The organism is Promineifilum sp. (SeqCode) (assembly GCF_041918635.1).
Lineage (GTDB): Bacteria > Chloroflexota > Anaerolineae > Promineifilales > Promineifilaceae > Promineifilum.
The window spans coordinates 1-8,290 of the sequence record NZ_JAYRVJ010000323.1; the positions used below are offsets into that span (position 1 = coordinate 1).

An 8,290-nucleotide genomic window follows, 5' to 3' on the forward strand; every position below is an offset into this window, starting at 1 on the left:
CGCGCCTGGGCGGTGCGGTAAAGGGCCATCGTTGCCCGCGGGCTGGCCCCCAGCAGGATGTCCTCGTGCCGCCGGGTGGCCCGGCAGATGTTGACGACATATTGGCGCACTGAATTCTCGACGCGTACGGTGCGCACGTCCGCCTGCATCGCCAACACGTCCTCGGGTTGGACGACGCTCTCCAGCGTGTCCAGCGGGTCGCTGCGCTCGAAGCGCAGCAGCATCTCGTTCTCGCTGGCCTCGTCGGGGTAGCCGAGCGCGACCTTCATCAGGAAGCGGTCGAGCTGAGCTTCCGGCAGGGGGAACGTGCCCTCCAGTTCGATGGGGTTCTGCGTGGCCATGACCAGGAAGGGGCGGGGCAGGGCGTGGGTGGCGATGTCCACCGTCACCTGGCGCTCCTGCATCGCTTCTAGCAGGGCCGACTGGGTGCGCGGCGTGGCCCGATTGATCTCGTCGGCCAGCAGGATTTGGGCCATGACCGGCCCGGGGCGAAACTCGAACTCGCCCGCCTTCTGGTTGAAGTAGTAAATACCGGTCACGTCGGAGGGCAGCAGATCGGGCGTGAACTGGACGCGGTGAAAGGTGCAGCCCAGCGAGGCGGCGATGGTCTTGGCCAGCGTCGTCTTGCCCGTGCCGGGCACGTCTTCCAGCAGCAGGTGTCCCTCGCACAGGATGGCGATCAGGGCCAGGTCGATGATCTCGCTCTTGCCGACGATGACTTTCTGGATGTTGTTGCGCAGACGCGCGGCCGTTTCAGCGATCATAATCTCCTGTGTGCAGGGCGATTTGCTAAGTCGCCCTACAGGCGCTAACGAAGTTGTGACGACAGATAATCGAGAATATCGATCTTGGTCAGGATGCCCTCGACCCGGTCGTTGTGGACGATGACCACCGCCGGGTGGTCGCTGATGATGGTCATCAGCGTCTCCAGCCGCGCGTTCGGCCCCACGACGGGCGCTTCGGTGTTGACCATGCCCTCAATCGTCTCGTCCGCCTGGTGGACGTGGTCGGCCAGCAGCATATGGTTGAGCAGATCGATCTCGCCGACCAGGCCGAGCAGCCGGCCGTCGTCGCCGACGACCGGCAGTTGCGAGATGTTGTGCTGTTTCATCAGCGCCACCACGTCGCGCATCAGGTCTGTCGGTCGCGCGGTGTAGATGTGATCGCTGGGCTTGCGCGACTGCACGTCGCCGGCGCGAATGTCGCTCCACACCTGATCCAGGAAGCCGTTTTCTCGCATCCAGCCGTCGTCGAAAACCTTGCTCAGATAGCGCGAGCCGGAGTCGGGCAGGATGATGACCACCACCGCGTCCGGCCCCAGGCGGTGCTGCTGGATGTACTTGAGCGCCCCGGCCACAGCCGAGCCGCAGGAGCCGCCGCCGAAGATGCCTTCCTCCCGCACCAGCCGGCGCGTCATCAGCAGGCTCTCCCGGTCGCTCACCTGCACGATCTCGTCGATGACGCTCAGGTCGGTCGTGCCTGGCAGAAAGTCCTCGCCGATGCCCTCGACTTTGTACCCCTCGGCCTGTGTATAGGTTCCGGAGCGGTGGAGTTCGTAGAGGATGGAGCCGATGGGATCGACGCCGACAACCTGGATGTCCGGATTGCGCTCTTTCAGGTAGCGCCCCACGCCGGTGATGGTGCCGCCTGTGCCCATGCCGGTGATTAAGTGCGTGATCTGGCCGGCCGTCTGCTCCCAGATTTCCGGGCCGGTTGTGTCATAGTGGCTCTGTGGGTTGACAGGGTTCTCGTACTGGTTGGCGAGGATCGAGTTGGGCGTCTCCTCGACCAGCCGGCGGGCGACGGAGTAGTAGCTGCGCGGGTCGTCCGGCTCCACGGCCGTCGGCGTGACGACGACGCGCGCGCCGAAGGCGCGCAATAGCAGAATCTTTTCCTGCGACATCTTGTCCGGCATGACGAAGATGCAGCGGTAGCCCTTGATGGCCGCGGCGATGGCCAGGCCAACCCCAGTGTTGCCAGAGGTCGCCTCGACAATCGTGCCGCCCGGCCGCAGCCGCCCCTCGCGCTCGGCATCCTCGATGATAGGCCAGCCGATACGATCCTTCACCGAGCCGCCTGGATTGAAGAACTCGATTTTAGCCAGCACAAGCGGCTCCAGACCGCTGGTGACGGAGTTGAGACGAACGAGCGGGGTGTTGCCGATGGTGGTCAGGATGGTGTCGTGGAAGCTCAGAGCGCTCGCGTCGCTTCGTCTCGTCATTGCTTTGTCGGCAATTGTCATCTTTTCATTACCTTCCCCAGGATTTCACGTGAGCTTCATGTAATGCTATCAGCAAATCGGGCATGATGCATTAACGGCTTATGTAAAAGGTACTTGCGGTCTGTTTACATTATGTCTATAATGTTCGTAGCATTGTTGACATAGCGTTTAGCAATTTAGGAGAAAGGCCATGAAAAGGTCGCGTTGGACCGTTGCCACGACGGTCGTTGTCTTGCTCCTCGTTACGGCGGCCGTCGTCTCGGCCGCGACGTATATCGTCCAGCCCGGCGATACCCTCTGGCGTCTGTCGCGCCAATTCGGCACTACCGTAGAGGCCATTGTCCAGGCCAACCACATCCCCAACCCCAACCTGATCTTCGTCGGCCAGGTGCTGGAAATCCCGGGCGCGCCAACGACCGTGCCGGTGACGCCCATTCCGATCACACCTATCCCGGTGACGCCCATTCCCCCGCCGCCGCCGGGGCAGACGACCTACGTCGTCCAGCGCGGCGACACGCTGACCGCTATCGCCGCGCGCTTCCAGACGACTGTCGCGGCGCTCGTGCAGGCCAACAACATTTATAATCCCAACTTGATCTACGTTGGTCAGGTGTTGATTATTCCAGGCGGCCCCCAGATTCAGCCCACGGCCCCGCCCGTCCCAACGACCACCGTGCCGACCGTCGCGCCGCCGCCGTCCGGCAGCTTCGATTTCGGCGGGCAGACGCAGACCTTTGCCAATCCCCAGCCGATGAAGAACGCTCAGATGACCTGGGTCAAGTTCCAGCACAAGTGGGCCCCCGGTGACACGGCTGACGCCGTAGCGGCCAGCATTCAGAGCGCCAAGGCCGGCGGTTTCAAGGTGCTTGTGTCCGTGACCGGCAAGACACCCTATCCCGCCCCCAACGGCATCGACTTCGCCGCCTTCACGGAGTTCATGCGCGCGCTGGCCGGCGCTGGCCCCGACGCCATCGAGGTGTGGAACGAGCAGAACATCGACTTCGAGTGGCCGGCCGGTCAGATCGATCCGGCGTCCTACGTCAACAACATGCTGGCCCCGGCCTATCAGGCCATCAAGGGCGTCAACAGCAACATCATGGTCATCTCCGGCGCGCCCGCGCCGACCGGCTTCGACAACGGCACGAACGCCTGGGCCGACAACCGCTATATTGCCGGCATGCGCGCCGCCGGCGCGGCCAACTATGCCGACTGTATCGGAGTGCACCACAACTCCGGCGCGACGTCGCCCAGCGCGACCACCGGCCATCCGGGCGGCTCCCACTATAGCTGGTACTTCAAGCCCATGCTGGACCTGTATTACAACACCTTCGGCGGGGCCAGACAGGTCTGCTTCACCGAACTGGGCTATCTGTCCGGCGAGGGCTTTAGCACGCTGCCGCCCAACTTCGCCTGGGCCGCGGGCACATCGGTGCAGGAACACGCCCAATGGCTGCGCGAGGCGCGCGATCTGGCGATCGCCAGCGGTCGGGTGCGCATGATGATCGTCTTCAATGTCGATTTTACCTTCTTCGATCCGGCGGGCGATCCCCAGGCAGGCTATGCTATGTTCCGGCCGGACGGGAGCTGCCCGGCTTGCGAAACGCTTAAATAGGCGGCGAAGAACAGAACGCTGATGACGCGGATTGAACGCTGATTCTCGCTGATAAGAGAACCGCTTAAAGGCGCAAAGGCTACCCCTTTGCGCCTTTTTGTGTTTATACTACCGGATGTAGCACAGGTTTCTTAACCTGTGCATGGAAAGACAGGTTAAGAAACCTGTCCTACACCCCACCCCGCACTCAAGAGGAGTCCACATGAAGGTACGCAATATCCTGGCAACCAAAAAGGGCAACGTGATCACCATCGCGCCGGATGAGCCGGTACGACGCGCCATCACATTGCTGGTGGAGTATCGCATCGGCGCGCTGGTTGTGGTGGATGCAGCCGATCGGCTGGTGGGCATCCTGAGCGAGCGCGACATCCTGTACAGCGCCGCCGAGGACGAGCAGCTTTTCGCCCGGCCCATCAGCGACATCATGACCCGCGACGTCATCGTCGGCATGCCTCAGGATGACGTGATCGCCGTCGCCCACACCATGCTGGAAAAGCGTTTCCGCCACCTGCCTATCGTTGATGAAGGCCGGCTGTGCGGCATCATCTCGATCGGCGACGTGCTGAAGATCCAGCGCGACGCCTACCGCGGCGAGGTGGATACCCTGGAAACGCGCATCATCGCCGAAGGAGAGGAATAGACCCATGTCCCCACTTGGAACCGCCGCGCAGCCGTTGCGCGTGGCTATCATCGGCGCCGGTCCGGCCGGCTTCTACGCCGCCGAGCGCCTGTTTAAAGATAGCGAACTCATCGTCGAAATCGACATGTACGACCGGCTGCCCACGCCGTTCGGCCTGGTGCGCAACGGCGTCGCCCCCGACCACCAGAAGATCAAGTCGGTGACGGCCGCGTTCGACCGCATCGCGGCCAATCCCCGCTTCCGCTTCTTCGGCCACGTCGAACTGGGGCGGGACGTGACCGTTGACGAGTTGAAGGATTACTACCATCAAATCCTCTATACCACCGGCGCGCAGACCGACCGGCCGCTGGGCATACCCGGCGACGACCTGATCGGCAGCCACCCGGCGACAGCGTTTGTGGCCTGGTACAACGGCCACCCGGACTACCGCGACTGTGTCTTCGATCTGTCGCAGGAGCGCGTGGCCGTTGTCGGCGTCGGCAACGTGGCCGTCGACGTGGCGCGCATCCTGTGCCGCACCCCGGAAGAACTGCTGAAGACCGACATCGCCGATTACGCCCTGGAGGCGCTGCGCCACAGCCGGGTAAAGGAAGTCTACATCCTCGGCCGGCGCGGCCCGGCGCAGGCCGCTTTCACCGCGCCGGAGGCCAAGGAGTTGGGCGAACTGGCCGACTGCGACACTATCGTGCTGCCGGAAGAGGCGGAGCTAGACCCGCTCAGCCAGGCGTCCATGACCGGCGCTGATCGGGCCGACGTGCGCAAAGTCGAGATCATCCAGGAACTGTCGCGCCGCCAGCCGGCGGGCAAATCGAAGCGGCTCGTTCTGCGCTTTCTGGTTTCGCCGGTCGAGTTGATCGGCGACGAGAAGGGGCGGGTGAAGCAGATGCGCCTGGTGCGCAATGAGCTTTACGCCACCGAGGCCGGCTCCATGCGCCCGCGTCCTACCGACCACTTCGAGACGCTCGACGTGGGCCTGGTCTTTCGCTCCATCGGTTACAAGGGCGTACCCCTGCCGGGCGTGCCGTTTCACGAGAGTTGGGGCGTCATCCCCAACGATGGCGGGCGCGTGCTCGATCCGGCCACCAAGGAGCCGCTGGTCGGCCAGTACACCGCCGGCTGGATCAAGCGCGGCCCGACGGGCGTTATCGGCACGAACAAGCCAGACGCGGCCGAGACGGCCGAGAACATGCTGGCCGACGCTCGCGCCGGCCGGGTGCTGAACGCGACGCACGCGACGGCTGGCGAGGCCGACGAGTTGGTGCACTCTCATCAGGCCCACGTGGTGTCCTACGCCGACTGGCGAGAACTGGACGCGCTCGAACTGAGCCGCGGCAAAGCGCAAGGCCGCCCGCGCATCAAGTTCACCAACGTGGATGAGATGCTGGAGGCGCTCAAGCAATTAGGGACTAGGGGATAGGGGCCAGGGTCTAGTCGTTGGTCGCTGGTCTCCATGACCACGACCAACGACTAACCACTAACCACCAGTCGCTAACTACTCATCACCCCTCTCATGGAGAAAGTCATCATCTACAGCGACGGCGGAGCCGACCCTAACCCCGGTATCGGCGGGTGGGCGGCCATCCTGCGCTATGGCGATCGAGAGAAGGTGCTGACGGGCAACGACCTGACGACCACCAACAACCGGATGGAGTTACAGGCGGCCATCGGCGCGTTGCGGGCGCTGAAACGGCCCTGCCAGATCGAGTTTCACACCGACTCCCAATACTTGCGCCGCGGCATTACGGAGGGCGTCGCCAAGTGGGCCGCCGCCGGCTGGCGCACCCGCTCGGGTCACGCCGTGCCCAACGCCGAACTGTGGCGCGAACTTCAGGGGCTTGTTGCCCGGCACGAGATCGAGTGGCATTGGGTGCGCGGCCACAGCGGCCACCCGCTGAACGAGGCCGTCGACCGGCTGGCTCGCGAGGCGCGTCTGGCGATCACGCCCAAGCTCGACCTCGACGCGGACATCCCCCGCCTGTATCTGCGCGCCTCGTGCAAGGGCAACCCAGGGCCGGGCGCGTGGGGCGTGGCGCTGGAGAGGGATGGGGCGTGGCAGGAGCGGCGTGGGACGGCCGAGGCGACGACGAACAACCGCATGGAGTTGGTCGCGGCCATCGAGGGACTGCGACTCCTACCACCGGGCAGCCGCGTCCAACTTTTCACCACGTCCGACTACTTGCACCAGGGTGCGACCCGCTGGGCAGCCGGGTGGCAGGCCCAGGGTTGGCAGAAGAAGGACGGCCTGCCGGTCGCCAATGCTGACTTGTGGAAGACACTGCTCGACCTCACGGGCCGCTATCAAGTCCAGTGGGTGAACGCCAAGGGGCAGCGCCTGGAAGGCTTGGAGCGGGCCGCGAAGGTTGCGATTAGTTGACAACCGGCGCGAGCTTGATACAATACGTCTCACCTAGCCGAAGTGGCGAAACTGGCAGACGCGCTACGTTCAGGGCGTAGTGAGGGTTCCCTCATGTGGGTTCGAATCCCACCTTCGGCACCAGCGACTCAATCATCAGCGACGGCCCGGACTTATACAGTCCGGGCCGTTTGTTTTTGAGAAATTCCGCACAATCGCTATAATGAGCGCCAACTTCGTGGAAGGAGCATGCACAGATTTCACAGATGGCACAGACTAGACAAGCGTATCTGTGAGATTTGTTGCCTAACAATGCTTCGTCCATTGGCAGCTGAACACAGTTGAGGGATTTTCGCTATGGCCATTCTGCTGATCATTCTCGTCATCTTCCTGGTCTTGCTGGTCGGTTTACTCCTCGCCTTCCTCGTCTCCCGCGCCGACCGCGCCGTCACCGGCATGCGGACCGAGGTGGCGGCCGAAGAGAAGTCCTATAACCCCGGCATTACACTGGGTCACAAGGTCAAAGTCCAGGCCGGCTACGAAGAGCAAATGCAGCAGGCGCGCTTGCAGGCAGCCAAGCGGGCCGCCGCCACGCCGCGCGGCGCGAACAACCAGATCGGCCGGCCCGGCGATTCTACTCTGACCACGGCCAGCAAGAACCTCAAGAACGACCCGATGACCAGCGTGCGTATCGCTCGCTTCCACGGCTGGGACGGGGCGCGAACGGGCATCCCGGCCGCCGGCGCGCCGGTGGCCGCCGCGCCGGTCGCTGCCGCCGGCCCGGCCGCGCGACCGGCGGCGACAGCCGGCATTGCCCCGCCGACGCTCATCGCCATCACGCCCGGTATGGCTCCTGAAGAGGTGCGCAAGGCGCGTGTCGCCAATGCGAAGGCCGAGGCGGCCTACAACAAGGCGCTGAAGGCCGCGGCATCCGGCGCGGCTGCGCCCGCCGCCGCGGTTGCCGTGCCGGCCGGCGCTCCCGCTGCCACGGCGGCCCCCGTCGTGACGGGAATCGAGCCGCCCAAACTGATCGAGATTACCCCCGGTATGGCCCCGGAGGAAGTACGCAAGGCCCGCGTCGCCAACGCCAAGGCCGAGGCGGCCTACAACAAAGCGCTGAAAGCGGCTGGCGTCGCCGGCGGCACGGTGGCCGGCGTAGCGGCTGTCGTCAACGCCGAGATGCCCGGCCCGGTCACCGCGGCCACGCCCCCGCCCGCCGCCGCGCCGCCCATTGCCGGTATCGAGCCGCCGAATCTGATCGAGATCACCCCCGGCATGGCCCCCGAGGAAGTGCGCAAAGCGCGTGTCGCTAATGCCAAGGCCGAAGCGGCCTATAACAAGGCGCTGAAAGCGGCCGGGATTGACCCCTCTACCCTGAAGGGCGGCTCGGCCATCGTCGCGACGAGCGCCTCAGCGCCCGCGCCGGCCGAGCCAACCGCTCCCGTCGCGCCGGCCGCGGCCCCG

Annotated in this window: 6 protein-coding genes, 1 tRNA gene and 2 pseudogenes; 7 read left to right on the plus strand and 2 right to left on the minus strand. The window is 64.6% G+C overall.

All coding sequences use genetic code 11. The features are described 5' to 3' along the window. Together ACE3UY_RS10360 and ACE3UY_RS10365 are read right to left on the minus strand one after the other, a co-directional pair. Positions 1–764, minus strand: a 764-nt coding sequence (locus ACE3UY_RS10360; RefSeq protein WP_374687460.1) for an AAA family ATPase, incomplete at its 3' end; no start/stop codon positions are given. Between the two features lie 44 nt (positions 765–808). Next, positions 809–2,221 carry a cystathionine beta-synthase gene (locus tag ACE3UY_RS10365; protein ID WP_374687461.1) on the minus strand — a complete coding sequence of 471 codons (1,413 nt, stop codon included), beginning with the start codon at positions 2,219–2,221 and terminating at the stop codon, positions 809–811. Positions 2,222–2,411: 190 nt separating this feature from the next. Here ACE3UY_RS10365 and ACE3UY_RS10370 point away from each other — a divergent pair, with 190 nt between their 5' ends. The 7 genes and pseudogenes from ACE3UY_RS10370 to ACE3UY_RS10400 all read left to right on the plus strand — a co-directional run. After that, positions 2,412–3,833, plus strand: a complete 1,422-nt coding sequence (locus tag ACE3UY_RS10370; RefSeq protein WP_374687462.1) for a LysM peptidoglycan-binding domain-containing protein — start codon at positions 2,412–2,414, stop codon at positions 3,831–3,833. 202 nt (positions 3,834–4,035) lie between these two features. Next, complete coding sequence (locus ACE3UY_RS10375) at positions 4,036–4,473, plus strand: CBS domain-containing protein (protein ID WP_374687463.1); 438 nt, start codon at positions 4,036–4,038, stop codon at positions 4,471–4,473. A gap of 4 nt (positions 4,474–4,477) precedes the next feature. Next, a complete protein-coding gene (locus ACE3UY_RS10380) occupies positions 4,478–5,890 on the plus strand; it encodes an FAD-dependent oxidoreductase (protein ID WP_374687464.1) in 1,413 nt (470 codons plus the stop codon). A gap of 93 nt (positions 5,891–5,983) precedes the next feature. Further along, positions 5,984–6,397: pseudogene (gene rnhA, locus ACE3UY_RS10385) on the plus strand (ribonuclease HI); the annotation flags it as partial. A 57-nt stretch (positions 6,398–6,454) separates the two neighbouring features. Continuing rightward, positions 6,455–6,847, plus strand: coding sequence for a ribonuclease H (locus ACE3UY_RS10390; RefSeq protein ID WP_374687465.1), 393 nt, complete (start codon positions 6,455–6,457; stop codon positions 6,845–6,847). A gap of 36 nt (positions 6,848–6,883) precedes the next feature. Then, positions 6,884–6,970: transfer RNA gene (locus tag ACE3UY_RS10395), tRNA-Leu, on the plus strand. A gap of 213 nt (positions 6,971–7,183) precedes the next feature. Continuing rightward, positions 7,184–8,290: pseudogene (locus ACE3UY_RS10400) on the plus strand (hypothetical protein); the annotation flags it as partial.

Bases quoted from the DNA above. Each gene is read 5' to 3' on its own strand.
- ACE3UY_RS10365 (WP_374687461.1), bottom strand. From the start codon at position 2,221: ATGACGAGACGAAGCGACGCGAGCGCTCTGAGCTTCCACGACACCATC.
- ACE3UY_RS10370 (WP_374687462.1), top strand. From the start codon at position 2,412: ATGAAAAGGTCGCGTTGGACCGTTGCCACGACGGTCGTTGTCTTGCTC.
- ACE3UY_RS10375 (WP_374687463.1), top strand. From the start codon at position 4,036: ATGAAGGTACGCAATATCCTGGCAACCAAAAAGGGCAACGTGATCACC.
- ACE3UY_RS10380 (WP_374687464.1), top strand. From the start codon at position 4,478: ATGTCCCCACTTGGAACCGCCGCGCAGCCGTTGCGCGTGGCTATCATC.